This window comes from Flavobacterium collinsii, assembly GCF_902804485.1.
Taxonomy (GTDB): Bacteria; Bacteroidota; Bacteroidia; order Flavobacteriales; family Flavobacteriaceae; genus Flavobacterium; species Flavobacterium collinsii.
In genome coordinates, this window is record NZ_CADCST010000077.1 from 67,679 (window position 1) to 86,173 (window position 18,495).

Here is an 18,495-nt window from a genome sequence, read left to right on the forward strand (position 1 = left end):
AACATCTTACATTTTACGTCCTTTCGATTTGGCAGGCTCCTGGTATGCTTCCTGCTCCTGCTGTTGTTTCTTGCTGTCGGGATTTTCCTGTCCTGATTTCAATGGCTCTTTGCTGTTCTTGGTTGCTTCATTGGTTTTGCCTTCAGAATTAACCGCTGTCTGCGTTTTATACGCTTCAGTTGGTTTTGCCTGCTCTTTGATTTTGTCTGGGTTTTGAAAAGAAAAATCTGTCTTATGGATTTCCTTATTAAAAGTGATATAACCATTATATTCCTTTCCTTTTTTGTCTACAAGTCCGCTGACATAAATGGTTTGGCCATCTTTGAACTTTTGATATTGGTCTTTATCCAATTCCTTATCTCTAAAGATTTTCGGAGCTTCCTGAAATTGGTTTTGCTCATTGCCCTGCGTTTGTTTATTGGTGCCTCTGTCAAAGAGAAACTCTACAAAACGTTTATCGGCATTGTATTGTATAGTGGCATCAAAAGCAGCTCCTTTCTTGGAGACCATTCCTTCTATATAAAGTGGCTTGCCGTCCTGTAAGGTTTGCTTCTGCTCTTCATTTAGCTTTACCCCTTTGATTTCTTCAGGGATTTTAATAAAATCGGTGCGCAATGCCACCAGTTCATTGGTAAGCCTGTCCACACTGACAATGGAAGAAATAGTTTCATTCGTTTTTGGGTTGGTGAGATTGACCACACGACCCATATTACCAGTTTGGAGCAGGTTGTCTTTATCTTCTTTAGTGAACTGATGGCCGAAAAAAGCATAGTTTAGATTCGGCTCTTTTCGGATGCCATGAATGGCAACCACAACCTGCCCGTCATCATTGTGCTGTAGTGATAAGCGTGCATCCATACGGGTAACTGCGGTTCCAAGGTTAAGACTTACAGGTACAAGTTCATTGGTCTTGTAGCCCTTGAGCAATGGGTCAAGCAGGTTCATTTTTTCAAGTTTCTCTTTACTCAATCCCAGATTGTTCATGGTTTCCCAATCGATCTGTTCGGGTTTGTATTTATATTCGTTTGTTTCCGGTGGTGTTTGTGGTGTTTCCATATTGTTTTTATTTTCTTGTTTATGATCGTGTTTCCCTTCAGCTTTCACTTCGTGTTGCTTCATTAATTGTTCGCCTTCAGCCGTTGGTTGATCGATCTGTTTCTGTATTTCTTTTGCAGTATCAATAGCCAATAATTCCGGCGTTTTGAAAAATGAAAAATTGGTTGGATTTTTTAACTGACTGAAAAAATTGGAGAAGAAGTTGGAAAAAAGATCACCCTGTTTATCAATTTTCATAAATTGATTCTGGTTCTTCTTTGTAGGTTCAACAGTTTCCAGATTCCCTTTTTCATCGATACCTTTTACAGCCATAATTTTCATTTTCTCTTTATCCAGTACCAGTAATATTTCCGATAATTGTTCAGGAGATTGCATTTTATCTAAGGTTTGTTCGCTCATAATTTTCCATTTTTAAAGTTTAATACCGAAAGTAAAAGAGGCCTTTATTATTTTACACGTACTGGTACCTCTTGGAACTATTTGTCACTCATTGGTTTTATTTTTAGGCATGGGAGCGCTAAAACTTTCCCTGACGAACTGGTGTACATCTGAGAGTTTGTAATAAATTTTACCACTGATTGTATAATAAGGCAGTTTGCCTGAGGAACGGTAACGCTGCAGCGACCGGGCACTTATTTTCAACATTTGCAAAATATCCTGATTGTCCAGCAGTTCTTCTCCATCAATAGCAGTATGTTGATTTTTCGCCCCGCTTGTCATTTCCATAAGGATGTCGAACCTCTCCATGATTCGTTCCATCCACGCCATAAACTCTATTCTGTCCACATTCATAATCAATCTTTTTAGGTTCAACACCACAAAATTGATTCATGAAAAAAGTATTTTCTGCCAAGTTGTGCCCATTGGCAAGCACTTTTTTTTTATAGATTGATACTATAAAAGCCTGTATTATTGGGCTTGCAATAGAAATAGGTATTACTATTATCAAGAGTTAGAACTTTGTCAATTGGTAAGTATGGGCAAAAAAAATACAGCGCATTGCGCTGTATTTTACCTTTTTTAATTTACTATAATCCTTTATCCATATATTGCTCTAAGGATAATTTGAGATGGTCCAGAAAAGATGTTCTGGTACCTGCCCTGTCTTTCATTCGATGGAAAGAGTGATGTATATCGCCCAGTGGTATGTGAAAAAGTATTTGAAAGACCAGGGTAATTTTGCGAATTCCAATCTTACCATGTGATATCACTCCTGAAGCATAAAGTGCATAAATTAATTCAATAAGTGCATTTTTAGAATCTGTCCAGAAAATATCTTTAGTCGCATCCGGGCTTTGTAGTAAAGAACCGGCAGACTCATCGGGATTTATTTTTGTTATCAAATAGTTATAAATAAGCTCATTGGCTATAATTCGTGCTATTTTAGAATCATAATAAGTGGAAAACTGATGGTCTATTTCAAAAACATAACTACTCAGACCATCTCTATAATTAATTTTTCCTCTTATAAAATATTCCTCATCCCTATCAGTTCTTCCTGATCTGTAATACCGATAAAAATGTGATCCGCATATATATTCCTTAAATTCTTGCTTGAGTTCCTGAAACTGACCCATAAAAAACTTCTGGTACATCTTTCCGTCCTTTACAGGGCAGACAGTCTCGATTCGAAATACCTTGTTATAATAAATCAGCCGTCCTAAAATCTGAGGTTTAATATCTCTAAAGAATTCAATTTCCTCTGCCTGATTTTTAAATCCCTCTTTTAAAATATATTCTCTGGTGGAATGTAACAGTTCTTTCAGATAGAGTGTCATTTGGGAAGCCTCATCGATTAAATGGGAAGTTTCGCGAGAAACTTTATCTTCCTTAATATGGATTTCGGAAATAATTGAATTCAGTGATTTCATAGTACGTGGGTTTAATGCCATATCTTTTACAGAAACTTCCAGGCTATAAACATTACAATGTCTATAGCACCTATACGTGGCACCAGGATTTAAAGTAGGACTATTTCACAAGCAAAACCAATTAGTAAAAGATATTACGGTTTAATAAATTTACAGTTATGTTCTAATTAAAATTTGAGGTTTATGCGATATTGGGTTGGTGTTAATTTTGTCTGCCTTTTAAAAAATCCGCTAAATGATGCACAGCTGCTAAAGTTTAGCTGTTCTCCTATCTCAGTTATTGATAGGGTATCATTTGCCAGCAGTTCGTATGCCTCCGATATAACTGCCATTTCTATAATACGTTTGGCAGACATTCCTATTACCCCACTAACAACTTTGCGCAGATGTCCTTTACTAACAAATAAAGAATCTGCATAAAACTTTACATCATGGTTCGCTTTACAATTCTGTTGGACCAGTGCAATGAAACTCATTACAATTATTTCATTGCGTGAATGAACTGCTATATTTTCGCCATATTTATAACATAGCCCGCTGAACTTATAGAGTATCAGCTCAAAACTTAGCAGAATCATTTTGTTTTGAAAAATTGGATACCTGCCTTGAATGTTTTTCTTTAGCAGTCCAAACAGCTCTACCATATCGGCTGTTTCGGTTTTAGTAAGTGAGAGTACAAAAGGCGATTGATTGGTCAGCACTTCGATATAGCCGGTTCCAAATCTTGCGACCCTGTTCGTAATTTCAAAATCCCTTGTACAGGATACAAAACAAATTCGAAGAGGCAACCTCATAGTTTTAACCTGGGTTACGTTGGGTAAAGTTGATATATCTCCTGACGAAAGGCGAATATTAAATGAGTCTCCTGAAAAACTTACAGTGCCCGACACTACTAATATCAACGAAAACCAATCCGGGTTCAAAAGTTTACTACATGCCTTGATAGATGTAAAATCAACAAGATACAGTACTTTTAACTCTGTCAGCCAGAGTTTATCTGTTATAATATTCAATATATTGTCTTTTAGATTTAACCGTTGAAGTCATTGAAGTTTTAAAAAAACTTCTCTTAGTGATCCTTAGTAATTCTGGCAAATAGTGCGGCAAACACAAATAGCAGATTCAACAATGTATTGATGAGCAATACACGCATGAAATCGTATAGATCGAAGCATCTGATTTCCATTTGAGTGAGATAACCCGTAATTTCATCATAGTTCATAGAATCTATGATGAAATAAAGGCTAGCTAAATTTAATACTATGAGAAGAACACTCAGAATAATGCCAATTTCCCTCTCATAGTATATCAATATGTGATCAATCCAGTTCATTGTGTGACATTATTGTTTTGGCATAATCCAATGGTCAAGGCCATTTTAAGTCCTAAAACAATTCCATGCTCTGCTCCTGAAACTGCTGCAGCAATTCTCGAAACACCTGTTTCCCAATCTTTATCTTTTCTCTCATCACTGTAGATTGCATATCGGGCAACCGAAGTTGTAATGAGAATTATTCGTTTATCATTGGTACTGAATGTGCTGTTGTTGAGAACAGCTGCCTCATAGGACACTATCATTGAGTGAATATCCTCATAGGGAGCAGGAGCAGCTAAGAGAAGAGAATTTACAAATGTTACCAGATTGGTCTTGGCAATTGTGCTCAGTGTGGATACTGCCAACACATCATCAACTGCATTATTGCTATTGACTATCCATGTGATTTCAGATAGTCTGCTGGACAACGGAGTATCATTTGATAATGAAATTATCCCAGGGCATATAGTTGCAACTGAATCGATCAAAATAGCGATCTGCTCAATGGACTGTGAATTAAAATTGGTCTGTTCCAGAGTTTCCATAATTTCGTTATGAACACTTCCTGCCATATCAAACGGATTTGCAGCATTATCTGGTTGGATGCTTAATTTCTTTGCACTGTTTGATATGTGCTCAGTTTTTGTTGTTTCGCTTGTATAGTCATCTGAACAAGCAATAGTTAAAAATGGCAAGATTACTGCCCATACTTTTAAATTTTTCATGTGTACAATGTGTTAAATGTGACTGATTACTTTTTTTTCGTCAGTTCATTTTTCACCCGGGGAAAGCTGAACGGAATCTGGATCAAATCCAGATTTTTTGCTTGAATTCAAAACCAAAACTATTAGTTAAAAGCATCCCCCACAAATGGTTGTCTGGACATTTTCAGCATGAGGCTAGCCATTTTCCGAAAATTGCCATAGTGTTTTCACCATTACCTTTTGTAGCTTTTTCCTGTTTTTATATTATATTTGGAGTATTTACACGTCGCATAAAGCATTTATTATCAATAACATGCATACTAATTCTATTAAAAAATTTCTCCCCACAAACCAACTTAAACCTAACCTATGATTGCAAAATATTTACTTATAATATCAGTATTCTCTATTCATTTTATAAACGCACAACAGATTCCTGATTCTTTAAAAAAAAGAGATTTTGACTATCTTTTTGATCGCATAGAAGACGATAATAATAGTAAGGAAAAGAGGTCTTTATACCTCCTGTCATTCTTAATGAAAGCAAAAGCGGAAGAAAATTGGGAGGAACTTTCAAATGGATATAAGAATTATGTCCACTATGCGCCTGATAGGCTAAAGCTTGTATATGCAGATAGTATGGTTGTAGCGGCTAAAAGATCAAACAGCAATGAAATTATTGGGTCAGCATATCTCTCGAAAGGCATTGCGTACTATGGGCAAAAACACCTCGTCGAGGCTATGGATATTTATTTAATCGCAGACTTCTACATTAAAAAGACAAACAATAAATACTTAATCTACAAAACGAAATACCATATTGGGCAGATAAAATTATATCTGGGTTACTATGATGAAGCAATCTTAATTTTTCAGGAATGTATCAACTTCTTTAAGCATTCTCACGTTAGGGCATATTTAAACTCTTTACATTCATTGGGATTATGCTATAACAAGATTGGCAATTACGGACAATGTACCTCTATAAATGAAACAGGAATTGCAGAGGGGAAAAAAACAGGGAATCTTGATATGGAATCCTACTTCATACATTCTGAAGGTGTTAACCAATGCATGCTTCACAACTACGCAACAGCTATAGAAAAAATACATTCATCATTGCCTGGTATTCGCGCAAATAAAGATTTCTCCAACGAGATGATCGGATACTTTTATATTGGGAAAAGTTATTGGGGTTTAAATGATAAGGAAAAAGCGATGGCTTATTTTGAAAAAGTAGATAAAAGCTATATTGAAAGGGATTATATACGTCCTGATTTGAGGGAAGCTTATGAGCTTATGATCTCTTATTATAAAGACAAAAATAGGGTCAAAACTCAGTTGTACTATGTTGAAAAATTGCTTGAGGTAGATAAGAAACTGCACAATACTTACACCTATCTTCAAGGAAAAATCCGAAAGGAATATGATACTAAGGAGTTGGTGGATGAACAGCAAAAACTTAAGAGTTCGCTCAATATGCGAAAATATAATGACCAAATCTCCATTTTTGTCTTTAGTGCTATGTCGTTATTTATAATTTACAGTATAGTTCGAAATTTTAAAAATAAAAAGGAAGCGAGAAAAAAATACGAAGAATTACTTCAAAAAATTGAAGATGCCGACAGAGTTAAACCTGAGAAGGTTGATGAATCCGATTTCTCAATGAGTAAAGGTGCCGAGGCTTCGGTTTTAAAAAGTTTGCAAAAATTTGAAAATAGTAAAAAGTTCCTTGAAAAAGATTTGGATCTCACTAAACTGGCAGGTTATTTTAATACTAATACCAAGTATTTATCAGTGATTATTATACGTCACAGAAATAAAAAATTTAATGAATATATCAATAGTCTTAAAATAGATTATATTGCCCAAAAGATTCGAAATAATAAAGTGCTTCAAAATTATACACATGAGGCACTAGCCGAGGAAGCTGGTTTTAGTACTACCCGAAGGTTTGTAAAAGCTTTTCTTAACAGTACCGGGATAACCCCAAAATATTTTATTGAAGAATTAAAAATGGAAGATGAACAGAGTTGAGGTATGTTTATCCGGATATTTTTGGAGATAATATATAAATATAGCTTAAAAAATATAAATAGTTTTAACAGTTTTTTTTCTACATCTAAAAGGCAAACTTTTATTTTTACGCTCTAATTTAATAAAGTATTATCATGAAAGATTTAGTTGCAAGAATTAATGCCGAAATCGAAACGTTCAAAACAGAATCTGAATCATTATCAGAAAAAGGAGTAAAAGCTGCAGGAGCCAGAGCTCGTAAATCTTCTTTGGAACTAGAAAAAATGTTCAAAGAATTTAGAAAAGTTTCTATCGAAGAATCTAAAAAATAATTTTATTCAAACTAATAACGTCACTTCAATAATTTTAGTGAGGTTATTTTTTATAAGTATTCTTTCGTTTTAATTTTGAGATATATTTAGTAGTTGCAAATTAGTAATTTTATAGTAGTTATTTTTCAACTATTAACTATTCTTCTAATGTTAAAGTAAAAACACTTTTATAATTCTGAATTCTTTGATTTAGTTTCAAAGTTTTAAAAACTATTGTATTCGGTAAAATTATGCTTTCTAAGTAGCCCAGCAATTCCTTTTTATCTCTATGATCTTGTAATGATTCACCTCATTCTTTTTCGGCAGTTATCCAACAATTGGCACCATTTCCTACATGTGCAGAGAATACAAAAGGGGTATTACAAGTAATTTCGCAATGTAAATCTATGTGCTTATGGTCTTCCAAACTAAAATTTCTACCTAAGCAACCAAGTATTAAGTCTGCTCTTTCTATTAAACTATCAAGAAATTTCTCTGTGTTTGTTACTTTTATCGGTTTTAATACTTTTTTAAAACTACTAATGTCAAATATTTTCAAAACATCTGTCTCTTTAACAAGGTTCATTTTCATATTTTTTTTATTGAATTCGCTACAAGATATTTGTTAAATTATATTGCTAAGAAATTTTTTATTTACTTCTGAATATATCGCTATCGAAAAATTCCTTAAGAGTAATTCCTAATGCTATACAAACCCTACCGATAGAATAAATACTCATTCCTCTTTTTATATCGAGCTTTTCCCATGCTTGAAAGTTCTGTCTGTCTATTTCAACATCCTTTGAAAGATTAGACTTATTTTGGCTTGCTTTTTCTCTTAACTCTTTAAGCCTTAATTTGATCTGATCTCTTAAAATTATATCCTCCGCTCTTAAATTTCCCATATAGCAATTTCATTTTTTTTTACATTTTATATGTAATGCATTTGCATTACATAATTTTTTTCTATACTTTTGAATAGAATTATTAATTTTGCGATACTTCATCTGAAAATATTTGAAGCATTCGCTTTGAATCCTGCTCCTTAAAACTGGTAATTTTCGTACGCGCAGGACGATAAGTATAATGCTCACGCCTTAAAGGGCGTGGGCTCACTTATTCGCGTACGGGTATACCAGTACCTTAGGAGCAATAAGCTGAGTACCTGCCCTTTTTATTTTAAGCAAACTCCTTAACTTATATTCTTAGCACTGCTTTTTCATTATTCATAGTCTCGTACCTATCTATTTCCTAACCAAACCTTTATCCCTATGAATTAAAAACTTTTAAAGTCCTAAATTATTTAAAGGCCTGCGCTGTCTTATTTTTTTTGAATTAGTCAACTGCACAGTTTGCAGGCTTTAAAAAAGGCAAAATCAATCTTAGTTTCAGCATATTTTAGTACTGAAACTATACAAACAAAAAGCCCTCTACCCACTGTTTGCGACACGTGTAGAGAGCTGAATTAACAAAAACTTTCGTTTCAAATTAACTAACCCAAAATTATGAAAACTTTTTCATTGAACAAAGGGTTGGCAGCACTTTGGTATCCGTTTATTTTCGGGTTCTACCTCTTTTGCACACCAGCCTTAGCACGGAATACCTTGCGGTTTCCTGTTTCACAACAACAAACACAGATCACAGGTATCGTGACCGATGGTATAGGGCCTCTTGCCGGGGTCAGTATCTCGGTGAAAAACCAGAAAAATACCGTCGTCACAGACTTCGACGGTAAATTTATGATAGCAGTATCGCCTGATGATATTTTAATTTTTACCTACATTGGTTTTAAAACAATAGAAATTCCCGTTGCCCGACGGTTGGTAATCAATGTCCAGCTACATGAAGATGCAACGGCACTTCAAGAAGTAAAAGTAAATGCCGGTTATTATTCCGTAAAAGAAAGCGAACGTACAGGAAGTATTTCAAAAATCAATTCAAAAGATATCGAAAAGCAACCTGTTACCAATGTATTGGCAACAATGCAAGGGCGAATGGCAGGAGTAGATGTTATACAAGATGGAGGTACTGCGGGCGGATCGTTCCAAATAAAAATACGAGGACAAAATAGCTTACGAGCAGATGGTAACAGCCCTCTTTATATTATTGACGGTGTGCCTTATTCATCCGAATCAATAGGTTCAAATGAAACTTCTACAACAACAGCCAGCCAAACAAGCCCGCTTAACAGTATTAATCCGTCTGATGTTGAAAGCATAGAAGTACTTAAAGATGCAGATGCCACCGCAATCTATGGTTCACGTGGCGCAAATGGTGTGGTACTGATTACTACCAAAAAGGGAAAAGCAGGTAAAACAACCGTTACTATTAACGCATCATCCGGTATAGGAAAAGTAACCAAGATGATCGATCTTATGAACACCAGTCAATATTTAGAAATGCGACGACAAGCTTTTTTTAATGACGGTATAACTGTTTATCCCGATTCAGCATATGATATTAATGGCACATGGGATCAAAATCGATATACCGATTGGCAGGCAGCGTTTATTGGTGGAACCGCTCAGATAACCAATACTCAGCTTGCTATAGCAGGAGGTTCAGAATCTACCCAATATCTTTTAAGTGGCAACTACCGAACAGAAACAACTGTATTTCCGGGCGACTTTGGATATAATAAGGGAGCAGTCCACTTTAACATGAACCATGTCTCAGACGACAAAAAGTTTAAATTGATCGTTTCAGCAGGGTATACTTCACAGAAAAACAATCAACCCTCCACAGACCTAACAGGCATATCAAGATCATTGGCACCAAATGCCCCAGCTCTCTACGATAGTGATGGGAATTTAAATTGGGAGAACAACACCTTTGACAATCCGCTCGCAAGCCTGCTTAGTACAGGGGAAATCAAAACCAATGACTTGCTTGCAAATGCAGTACTCAGCTATGAGCCCGTTCCTAATTTGGAAATTAAAGCAAATTTAGGATTTACTGATCTTAATAATAATGAGATGCGCACCATGCCCTCTACAATGTATAATCCAGCGTATGAAATCGGTAGTAGCGAATCTGTATTACTAACCAATGTAACAGGAAGACAATCGTGGATATTTGAACCACAAATACGTTGGAACCATACAGTCTGGAAGGGAGAATTTGATGTATTGCTAGGTGCTACGGCACAGCAGCAAAAGACCAACCGACTGTATCAAATGGGATATGGATTTGCAAACAATAGCTTGTTATATGATCTGGCTTCGGCAACTTCTGTCTTTACGTTCATGAGTGATGAGACGGTGTATCGTTATCAGGCATTTTTTGGAAGGATTAATTACAATTGGCAAAAACGCTTTATACTCAACTTAACAGGACGAAGAGATGGTTCAAGTCGTTTTGGTCCTGGCAAGCAGTTTGCAATTTTTGGGGCAGTTGGGGCAGCGTGGTTGTTTTCAAATGATTTTTTTTTAAAAAACAACACTCGTATAATAAGCTTTGGAAAGCTGCGAGCCAGTTATGGGACTACAGGAAATGATCAAATTGGAGACTATCAATTTCTGAATACTTATGATTCGTCAGGAAAATCATATCAGGGAAACGGATTAGATCCAATAAGGCTGTTCAATCCTAATTTTGGATGGGAGATCAATAAAAAATTTGAAGTTGCACTGGAAACCGGTTTTTTCCATGACCGCATTTTTCTAACTACAGCCTGGTATCTCAATAGATCTTCAAACCAACTTGTGGGTATACCGCTTCCCGGTACTACAGGATTTTCATCCGTAAACGCGAACCTGGACGCTACCGTTGAAAACAGCGGATTCGAATTTACATTTCGAACGCTAAATATCGATCATAAGAATTTTAGTTGGACAACAAATTTCAATATAGCCGTATCAAGAAACAGGCTTATTTCGTTCCCTGGACTAGAGGCTTCAACGTATGTAGATAATTATGTAATAGGAAGATCTTTAAATATTACAAAAGTTTTTCATTATACAGGACTCAATACGCAAACGGGACTTTATGAATTTGAAGATGTAAATGGAGATGGCATTATTACCGCCGATAAGGACAGAAAGACGATTGCAGATTTGACTCCAAATTATTTTGGAGGGATACAAAATCAGTTTCAATTTAAGAATGTGCAATTAGACTTTCTATTCCAGTTTGTCAAGCAAAAAACCTACGATTATATCGCTAATGTTCCCGGAGGAGCTTTTTATAACCAAAGAGCTGAAATGACCAGTGCATGGCAAACGACAGGTGATAATACAACCTATCAACAGAATACCACAGGGCTAAATAGTGAAGCTGTAACAGCCTTTTACAATTACAAATCCAGCGATGCGATTATTGTAGACGGATCCTATATTCGACTAAAAAACATCTCGCTGAGTTACGATTTACCATTTAAAATGGAAAAAAAGATAAAGTGCAAACTTTTTTTTCAAGGACAAAACCTATTAACAATTACTCCATACAAGGGAGGAGATCCAGAGTTTAAATACACCGGATATCTTCCGCCATTAAAGATATATACCATCGGTGTTCAACTGATTTTCTAACACAATACTTTTATTATGACAACTATATACAATGCATTTCTGCTTTTCATTTTTGAAAAACGGACAAGTATCAGAGTGATTGCTATTTCAATTTTAATTGGTATAGTTATCCTCACAACTTCATGTGACAACTTTGTAGAAGTTGACCTGCCCACTTCACAGCTTACTTCTAAAACTGTATTTGAAGACGTGACTACTGCAAATGCAGCTATGACCGGAGTTTACGCAAAACTTCGCGATACAGGATTACTCACCGGTAATTCTACCGGTTTAACTTGCAGACTGGGACTGTATACAGATGAACTCGATTATTACAAATCTAACGATCCCAATTATTTCTATACAAATTCTCTTTACTCGGCTGAGGCTGGCATACAGGACTTATGGAATCAAAGCTATAATATAATATACGCGGCAAATGCCGTAGTAGAAGGTATTTCAGCATCCCATTCATTGGCACAGAAAGATAGGGACAGATTACGGGGAGAAGCACTTTTTGTGCGGACCTTAATTCATTTTTATTTGCTTAATCTTTATGGAGATATTCCCTATGTAACTACAACTGATTACACCTATAACAGTACTATTCATAAAGCACCAACCCCCGAAATTTATGGCAAAATAATTACCGATTTAGAGGAAGCGACCTTAGTACTACCTGAGAAGTACAGTTCACCGGAACGAGTTCGACCAAACAGGGCCACTGCACAGGCACTATTAGCCAGAGTTTATCTCTACATGGGATCATGGGCAGAAGCTGCTAATAGCGCATCAGCTGTTTTAAACAATCCCCTTTATTCTTGGGAACCAGATTTAGACAAGATATTTCTAAAAGAAAGTACTACAACCATATGGCAGTTTAAACCCGATAGTGATAGTGGCAATACTAAGGAAGGCAATTTATTTGTTTTTAATTCCGCCCCCCCTCCTACAGTAGCACTCACTATTAATTTGGTCAATGCCTTTGATCCAATAGACCAAAGAAAAATACATTGGATTAGAGCCATTACAAAGGGAACGACTACGTGGTATCACTCGTTTAAATACAAACGTAATGCTAAAGCAGCAGATTCTAATGAGTATTCAATTGTGTTTCGTCTTGCGGAACAATACCTAATCCGGGCAGAGGCACGCGCCCTGCAAGGGGACCTGATTGGAGCAAAAGAAGATTTGAATGTCATCCGTCATACAGCGGGACTGCCCAATACAGATGCGGTTTCTTCAATCGAGATTCGGGAAGCCATTATTAAGGAACGCCGCCTGGAGTTTTTCACCGAATTCGGGCATCGTTTTTTTGATTTAAAACGAGTGGGCAATCTTGATTCAGCCCTTTCCATTTCAAAACCGAAATGGTCCGATAATGATGCGCTTTGGCCAATTCCAGCACAAGAATTAAATGCTAATCCCAATTTAAATCCACAAAACCCCGGGTATTAACTTGATCTAAAATGGAAAAAATTAATAGAATAAATCATAAAATCGCTCATTTTAGGACAACAAAAATTATGGTGAGTGTATTTTTACTAGTATGCTGTACTTCAATTGCCCAGCTGAAAAAGCATTTGACCCAGGACGACTATTCCCAGTGGAGCACTTTTAGTAATGTGGCACTGTCTGAAACGGGGAATTGGGTGAGTTATAAACTAAACTATGAAAACAAAGAAGATACTCTCTTTGTTAAAAGTACTCGCGAAAATAAGATATATTCATTTCCAAAAGGAGCAAATGGTAAATTTTTAAAAGGCTCTATTTTTACTTATCAGGAACCTGAAAAGCGATTAATACTTATTAATCTGGACACGCAAAGAAAGATAGAACTGTCTGATGTAGCTCGTTTAGAGATCGTAAACAACGGGAAATACATTATTACGTTAGCCAATAAATACGGTTCCAAAAGTACCATGTCCATCAGGGATGAAGATGGAGAAGCTATAGATGTTATCGAAGGCGTTACAGAATATGTACTAAATGATAAAAGAGACGCACTGATTTATAGTAGTGATTTATCAGATAACCATACTGTCGGGCATATTGATTTAAAAAAATACAGGAGAGATCTAATTATTTCAGAGAATGGGCATCCATTTCACACCCTTACATGGCAAAGAAATGGAAATAGTATTGCTTTTTTAAAAGAGACAGGTAGCCTGACCAAAAGTAATACGCTATTGTTATATCGAGTACCACAGAAAAAACTGACTGCGCTTGAACTGCAAGACCTCAAAGAAATGTCAGGGATGCATATCGCAGCCGATTTGAAACTGACTATCTCGGATGATGGTACTAAAGTGTTTTTCGGTGTTAAAAAGAATAATTCTGTATCGTCAGATACAAAAAATAATGAGGTAGAAATTTGGAATGGTAATGCACCTTGGGTATATCCTATGGAAAAAAGTGTGGGCAATTGGGAAGATGCAGCCAAACTTTCCGTTTGGTTTCCAGAGAATAGTATTTCTATGCCAGTATCTTTCACTGAATTACCCAATGTTCAATTAACAGGAAAGCAAGACTATGCCATTCTTTCAAATCCTAAATCCTACGCCCCAAACTATAAATTAGATGGGGATGTTGATTATTATATTACCGATTTGAAAAAGAACACGCGCTCGCTTTTTTTAAAACAACAGTCCACTGATGAAAACAACCTCATTATTTTTCCTTATGGAAATCAAGTAGCCTATTATCGTGATGCTAACTGGTGGCTTTATGATCCTGAAGAAAACAAACAGATAAATCTAACCAGTGGTATTGCAACTGTCTGGGATTCAAAAAATGATGATTTTGCACCTCCAATTTCTCCTTATAATTGTCCCGGTTGGAGTTCGGATGGAAAATACATATTACTTTATGATACCTATGACCTTTGGATAGCAGCTTTGGATGGCAGCGGTTGTAAAAGACTTACGCATGGACGTGAGAAGAACATCGTTTTCAGAATCAGTCCGTATGAATTTTCAAATAAATTTTCGGCAAAATATGGCGCAAGAAGTACAGCGGTGTTTGATTTGTCAAAAGAGCTAATTTTAGAAGCTTCCGATAAAGATGATTGTTCTACTGGATATTATATTTGGAATGCTAAAGAAGGGGAAAAATTACTATTACATAATGACAGTGCAATTGATCAAATACATAAATCTAAAAATAACTCGTACGTCTTTATAGAACAAAAGTTTGATACCTCTCCGGTTTTGTTATTTAAAGCAGATAAAAGTTCAAAAAGCACAGTACTATTCGCCAGCAATCCCCAGCAGAAGTGCTACAATTGGGGCAGATCTGAACTCATTCATTATACAAATAAAACCGGTCAGGCACTCAAAGGTATATTATTGTATCCGGGGGATTTTGACAAGGAAAAAAAATACCCGATGATAGTACATATTTACGAAATAAGATCAGCAGGTCTTCACCAATATACAAATCCTTCCCTATATAATGATGAAGGTTTTAATGTTACGAATTATACCTTGAATGGTTATTTTGTTTTATTGCCAGATATCGTTTATGAATCTGGAGATCCGGGTGTTTCAGCGACAGCGTGTGTTTTGGAGGCAGTCAAAAAAGTAACCGATATGGGATTTGTGGATCCTGAAAAAATCGGTTTAACGGGACATTCTTTCGGAGGGTACGAATCTGTTTTTATTATCACGCAGACAGATATTTTTTCAGCAGCAGTATCAGGAGCCGGGATAAGTGATATTACAAGGTGGTATTTTAGTATCGGTAAAGATATTCAAGCCCCGGAGGCTTGGAGGTTCGAAAGCCAGCTATTCAGAATGGGCAAGACATTCTATGAGGATAAGGAAAGCTATTTTCGTAACTCGCCAATACTACATGCAGCCAATATTACAACACCTTTATTGCAATGGACAGGTAAAGAAGATCCGACTGTTTCCTGGGATCAAAGCGTTGCTTTTTATATTGCTCTGCGAAGATTACAAAAAAAGCATATGCTGTTAGTATATCCCGATGAACCTCACGTAGTTTTTAATAGAAACAATCAAAAGGATCTAACATTACGGACACAGCAGTGGTTTGATTATTACTTAAAAAAAGAGCCACCAGCTCAGTGGATCACTGCGGGTACAAAATAGGATTAGAATAACAATAAATAATGCAGTTCCTGATAACAGGAACTGCATTACCTTTTAATCAATTTAAAAATTACGGCGTATTTCTGTAAAGCTGAAGATTACACGGGCTATTGTCCGTCGCTTTTCTAAATACTTGGAAACTACTTGCGCCATCATTGTACATGCAGACAGGTCCGGGTGTGGCCTTACAATCTACATTTACCTCTTCACAACTTGTAGCTAGCGGATCATGGATATACCCTTCAATCAAAAGGGTATCAGCCTTACTTTCTTTTGACGCATTGGTGCTTATAGCGCCTGCGCTTGCCAATACAAATGCTGCAATTGGCAATACTAAAGTTTTTACAATAGGTCTCATAATATTAAAAATTTAAATTAATGATCTACTCTTTTTTACAGGTTTTCGATCTTACTCCTGCTACCAACTGGTATGAATCACGTGATTTTTTATTTCTTTTTAAAAGCTTTTTTTATGGAATTTCCCAGCGAATATTTTTGCAACAGTTGACCGGAAATCACATACAGATTTGATTCTGTGACAAGGAAATATTTTATCTTTATTTTTCCGGAATCATAAATATAAAAACTCGATAAATATTCGTTTTTAGCAATATCATAGACATCGATTACGGATGCCTGAGTCCAAACTTCTTCATTTTCAAATCTCCCTTTCAGCGCGGAATTAACAAAAAGCAAATTGTTAGAAATCGCACTGGTTTTATTGACCATATACGGTGGTGCGGCAAGTTTGGTGTCTCCTGAGAGTTTTACTTTGACTACGTTTAATTTTGCTTGTGTTGTGGTGTCAATTGTATTTCCTCTGTATAGTACTGATAACGTATCATTAGCAACAATATATTGGTTCCTGTAATAATAGGTATAAACTAAATTCCGGAGTCCTTTACTATATTGTAGTGTACCATCAGTATCGAATATCCCGTCGATTTGCTTTTCCAAAAAAGCGGGAGAAAACTGTGTGTCAATGCTTTTACCGAAATGGAGTGTCCCCATTAAATGTTCTCCTGTATTTTTTTTCTGACCACGAAATGCAATTCGAGTGGAGTCCATCACAATTGCCTTGGTAAAAAAGTGATTCCCATTGTAAATTGTTTTCGCTTTCCAGTCAACTATTTTTCCTTTGTAAATCACAGGGACCATACCATCGTAAACATAAAAATAAGGCGTTTGAATACTTACTTCTACAGAACGAAAAGGAAAGTCATCACGGTCTAATTGTATTGTATAATGCTGTTTGTCTTTGAAACTATTATCGACAACAATGATTTGTAATGGCGCATCGTGATTTCCTAAATATATTTTGCCGTTCTCTACACCAGCCAGATAAAACGAGGAGTTTTGTAAGCGGGTTTCATCTATTTTTTTTATTGCATACTGATCAAATCTTCTGATAAATGGATTTTCTTTGGCCATAATATCTTCAGATAACATAAAAAGCAGTCCAACAATGCCAATACTGAAAAAAATAGTTGCCGAAAATGAACTGACAAGAACAGCGGGTTTTGAAATCAGGGATGTATTTGGCATCCCATCGCGCAGTATCAGGATACCCGCTGCTGCCAGCATTATGAAAACGATATTAAAAAAAAGATGTTCCGTCCATCCTAACTTTTCAAGAATCCCTCCACAAGAACAGGGAATAAAGGAACTGTAATTTAAAATTATATAGATATATGTGGTAAACATAACCATCAAACTAAAGGATGCAAAAAGACCAATTAATCTCCATTTTTTAAAACCAATAAGTAGAGCTATGAGTAATTCCAGTACCGGTACTATCCACGCAATTGATCCTGCAAAAGCACTCAGTAGTGGTGACTGCCCCAATTGCACGCGGAAGTTCTCAAAGTCAAGCAATTTACTCACTGCCGCGTATACAAATAGTAGAATATATAGAAATGAGACTACTTCTGCAAAAATATACTTATAACGTTGGCTAAATTTCATTGTAATGTGATTGATTATTAGTAATGTAAAATTCTATAAAATAAGTAAGCAACTCTTGTCAATTCAGGATAATCGTATGCCAAAAACGGACAGAAAAGGCTATCTATAGTTTTTGTCGAATAACAAAACTTTCGAAATTTAATATTTTGCTTATATCAGCATATACAAATAGCAGAACCAGCAGCAGATTATATCGACTGTAGTGTTTTAAAAATATACAGCTGTTTTATATGTTGTCTTTTAACCTTATAGTGGGATAATTACTAATGACATGCACGCATATCGAAAACACCTGTTACAAAGACAGCACTACTAACTAATCATCTCCCTATAAGCAATTTAAAAGAGCCAAATTAGAACAATATTGTAGAAGGATTGTTATTAAAAACGATCCAAAATTTATAAAAAACGATCATTTTATTTCTTTTCAAAAGTTAAGACTGTAAAATGGAATTTCATCCGGAGTTATAAATAAACACTAATAAAAATCGATCCGGCAAGTTCATTCATTGAATCAGTCTTATAAAATATTTGAAACAACTGCAAAAAAAAGATGCTCATTTCTGAGCATCTTTAAGATGAAAATATTTTTAAGACTCCTTCATGTAATTATTGTTCCTGTTCTTCTACCAAAATT

The 18,495-nt window shown here is 35.7% G+C and carries 14 protein-coding genes; 5 read left to right on the forward strand and 9 right to left on the reverse strand.

Features of this window, described 5'->3' with window-relative positions:
* Positions 1-6: 6 nt before the first annotated feature.
* The 5 genes from FLA105534_RS09085 to FLA105534_RS09105 form a co-directional block, all read right to left on the reverse strand.
* On the reverse strand, positions 7-1,455 hold the full coding sequence (locus FLA105534_RS09085) for a DUF3945 domain-containing protein (RefSeq protein ID WP_173965798.1): 1,449 nt from the start codon (positions 1,453-1,455) through the stop codon (positions 7-9).
* An 84-nt stretch (positions 1,456-1,539) separates the two neighbouring features.
* Entirely contained in the window at positions 1,540-1,848 is a 309-nt protein-coding gene (locus FLA105534_RS09090; protein WP_173965799.1) for a helix-turn-helix domain-containing protein, read from the reverse strand.
* A gap of 236 nt (positions 1,849-2,084) precedes the next feature.
* On the reverse strand, positions 2,085-2,927 hold the full coding sequence (locus FLA105534_RS09095) for an RteC domain-containing protein (protein ID WP_173965801.1): 843 nt from the start codon (positions 2,925-2,927) through the stop codon (positions 2,085-2,087).
* Between the two features lie 167 nt (positions 2,928-3,094).
* On the reverse strand, positions 3,095-3,940 hold the full coding sequence (locus FLA105534_RS09100) for a helix-turn-helix domain-containing protein (protein WP_173965803.1): 846 nt from the start codon (positions 3,938-3,940) through the stop codon (positions 3,095-3,097).
* 316 nt (positions 3,941-4,256) lie between these two features.
* Positions 4,257-4,937: a hypothetical protein gene (locus tag FLA105534_RS09105; RefSeq protein WP_173965804.1), complete on the reverse strand. Its 681-nt coding sequence runs from the start codon at positions 4,935-4,937 to the stop codon at positions 4,257-4,259.
* A 378-nt stretch (positions 4,938-5,315) separates the two neighbouring features.
* Between FLA105534_RS09105 and FLA105534_RS09110 the strand changes: the two genes are divergently transcribed.
* Together FLA105534_RS09110 and FLA105534_RS09115 are read left to right on the forward strand one after the other, a co-directional pair.
* Entirely contained in the window at positions 5,316-6,983 is a 1,668-nt protein-coding gene (locus FLA105534_RS09110; protein ID WP_173965806.1) for a tetratricopeptide repeat protein, read from the forward strand.
* 134 nt (positions 6,984-7,117) lie between these two features.
* On the forward strand, positions 7,118-7,294 hold the full coding sequence (locus tag FLA105534_RS09115; protein WP_173965808.1) for a histone H1: 177 nt from the start codon (positions 7,118-7,120) through the stop codon (positions 7,292-7,294).
* 289 nt (positions 7,295-7,583) lie between these two features.
* On the opposite strand, the gene FLA105534_RS09120 is transcribed toward FLA105534_RS09115, so the two are convergent.
* Both FLA105534_RS09120 and FLA105534_RS09125 read right to left on the reverse strand, forming a co-directional pair.
* Positions 7,584-7,865, reverse strand: coding sequence for a hypothetical protein (locus tag FLA105534_RS09120; RefSeq protein ID WP_217427695.1), 282 nt, complete (start codon positions 7,863-7,865; stop codon positions 7,584-7,586).
* A 58-nt stretch (positions 7,866-7,923) separates the two neighbouring features.
* Positions 7,924-8,178 carry a helix-turn-helix domain-containing protein gene (locus FLA105534_RS09125; RefSeq protein ID WP_173965812.1) on the reverse strand — a complete coding sequence of 85 codons (255 nt, stop codon included), beginning with the start codon at positions 8,176-8,178 and terminating at the stop codon, positions 7,924-7,926.
* Between the two features lie 600 nt (positions 8,179-8,778).
* On the opposite strand from FLA105534_RS09125, the gene FLA105534_RS09130 reads away from it, so the two are divergent.
* The 3 genes from FLA105534_RS09130 to FLA105534_RS09140 are packed head-to-tail and all read left to right on the forward strand — an operon-like array spanning position 8,779 to position 15,893.
* The gene (locus FLA105534_RS09130) at positions 8,779-11,802 is read left to right on the forward strand and encodes a SusC/RagA family TonB-linked outer membrane protein (protein ID WP_173965814.1); all 3,024 of its coding nucleotides are present in this window, start codon (positions 8,779-8,781) and stop codon (positions 11,800-11,802) included.
* Positions 11,803-11,817: 15 nt separating this feature from the next.
* Entirely contained in the window at positions 11,818-13,239 is a 1,422-nt protein-coding gene (locus tag FLA105534_RS09135) for a RagB/SusD family nutrient uptake outer membrane protein (RefSeq protein ID WP_173965816.1), read from the forward strand.
* Between the two features lie 11 nt (positions 13,240-13,250).
* Positions 13,251-15,893 carry a S9 family peptidase gene (locus tag FLA105534_RS09140; protein WP_173965818.1) on the forward strand — a complete coding sequence of 881 codons (2,643 nt, stop codon included), beginning with the start codon at positions 13,251-13,253 and terminating at the stop codon, positions 15,891-15,893.
* A gap of 70 nt (positions 15,894-15,963) precedes the next feature.
* On the opposite strand, the gene FLA105534_RS09145 is transcribed toward FLA105534_RS09140, so the two are convergent.
* Positions 15,964-16,251: a DUF6520 family protein gene (locus FLA105534_RS09145; protein ID WP_173965819.1), complete on the reverse strand. Its 288-nt coding sequence runs from the start codon at positions 16,249-16,251 to the stop codon at positions 15,964-15,966.
* Positions 16,252-16,340: 89 nt separating this feature from the next.
* Entirely contained in the window at positions 16,341-17,858 is a 1,518-nt protein-coding gene (locus FLA105534_RS09150) for a DoxX family protein (protein ID WP_173965820.1), read from the reverse strand.
* Between the last annotated feature and the right edge of the window lie 637 nt (positions 17,859-18,495).

What these genes read in the sequence shown, in the direction of transcription:
- FLA105534_RS09085 (WP_173965798.1), bottom strand. Translation starts at nt 1,455, where the DNA reads ATGAGCGAACAAACCTTAGATAAAATGCAATCTCCTGAACAATTATCG.
- FLA105534_RS09090 (WP_173965799.1), bottom strand. Translation starts at nt 1,848, where the DNA reads ATGAATGTGGACAGAATAGAGTTTATGGCGTGGATGGAACGAATCATG.
- FLA105534_RS09095 (WP_173965801.1), bottom strand. Translation starts at nt 2,927, where the DNA reads ATGAAATCACTGAATTCAATTATTTCCGAAATCCATATTAAGGAAGAT.
- FLA105534_RS09110 (WP_173965806.1), top strand. Translation starts at nt 5,316, where the DNA reads ATGATTGCAAAATATTTACTTATAATATCAGTATTCTCTATTCATTTT.
- FLA105534_RS09115 (WP_173965808.1), top strand. Translation starts at nt 7,118, where the DNA reads ATGAAAGATTTAGTTGCAAGAATTAATGCCGAAATCGAAACGTTCAAA.
- FLA105534_RS09120 (WP_217427695.1), bottom strand. Translation starts at nt 7,865, where the DNA reads ATGAAAATGAACCTTGTTAAAGAGACAGATGTTTTGAAAATATTTGAC.
- FLA105534_RS09125 (WP_173965812.1), bottom strand. Translation starts at nt 8,178, where the DNA reads ATGGGAAATTTAAGAGCGGAGGATATAATTTTAAGAGATCAGATCAAA.
- FLA105534_RS09130 (WP_173965814.1), top strand. Translation starts at nt 8,779, where the DNA reads ATGAAAACTTTTTCATTGAACAAAGGGTTGGCAGCACTTTGGTATCCG.
- FLA105534_RS09135 (WP_173965816.1), top strand. Translation starts at nt 11,818, where the DNA reads ATGACAACTATATACAATGCATTTCTGCTTTTCATTTTTGAAAAACGG.
- FLA105534_RS09140 (WP_173965818.1), top strand. Translation starts at nt 13,251, where the DNA reads ATGGAAAAAATTAATAGAATAAATCATAAAATCGCTCATTTTAGGACA.
- FLA105534_RS09145 (WP_173965819.1), bottom strand. Translation starts at nt 16,251, where the DNA reads ATGAGACCTATTGTAAAAACTTTAGTATTGCCAATTGCAGCATTTGTA.
- FLA105534_RS09150 (WP_173965820.1), bottom strand. Translation starts at nt 17,858, where the DNA reads ATGAAATTTAGCCAACGTTATAAGTATATTTTTGCAGAAGTAGTCTCA.